The organism is Pantoea sp. CFCC18179 (assembly GCF_059412405.1).
This window is the reverse complement of the sequence record NZ_JBNBPM010000049.1, coordinates 1-520: the sequence shown is the minus strand read 5'-3', so window position 1 is coordinate 520 and position 520 is coordinate 1. Positions and strand designations below refer to the sequence as shown.

1 protein-coding gene is annotated in these 520 nt (G+C 53.7%); it reads left to right on the top strand.

The features are described 5' to 3' along the window. Positions 1–92 precede the first annotated feature (92 nt). Positions 93–520, top strand: a 428-nt coding sequence (locus tag ACPUC7_RS24430) for a transposase domain-containing protein (RefSeq protein WP_494924858.1), incomplete at its 3' end; no start/stop codon positions are given.

The following is a 520-nucleotide window of genomic DNA, read 5'->3' as shown; positions in this document are numbered from 1 at the left end:
GTAATGCCGATCAGTTAAGCCAAAAATGATCGGTTGAACGATCCGGCAGTTCTGCAAGAATCCGTAATCTATCAGGGATTACGGATTTTTTTATGTTACTCAGTCAGGCTCTCGATGCCGTTCGAAAATTCTCACCAGAAGAGTTTTCTTCACTTTCCGATTTGCTGTCACCCGAACTCATTGACGAATGCCTCGCTGATACCGGCATCGTGACCGTGAGAAAACGACGCCTGCCGATGGAGATGATGGTCTGGGCCGTGACCGGCATGTCCCTGTTCCGCTCGCTTTCCATGAATCAGATCGTGTCACATCTGGATATCGTTTTGCCGGGCAAACGCCCCTTTGTCGCAACCAGCGCAGTGGTGCAGGCTCGCCAGAGGCTCGGTGAAGATGTGGTTCGACGGGTGTTCGAAAAATCGCGTCAGCTCTGGTTCGACAAAACACCGCTGTCTCACTGGAACGGCCTGACGCTGCTGGCTGTCGACGGCACCCTGTGGCGCGCACCCGATACGGTGGAGAA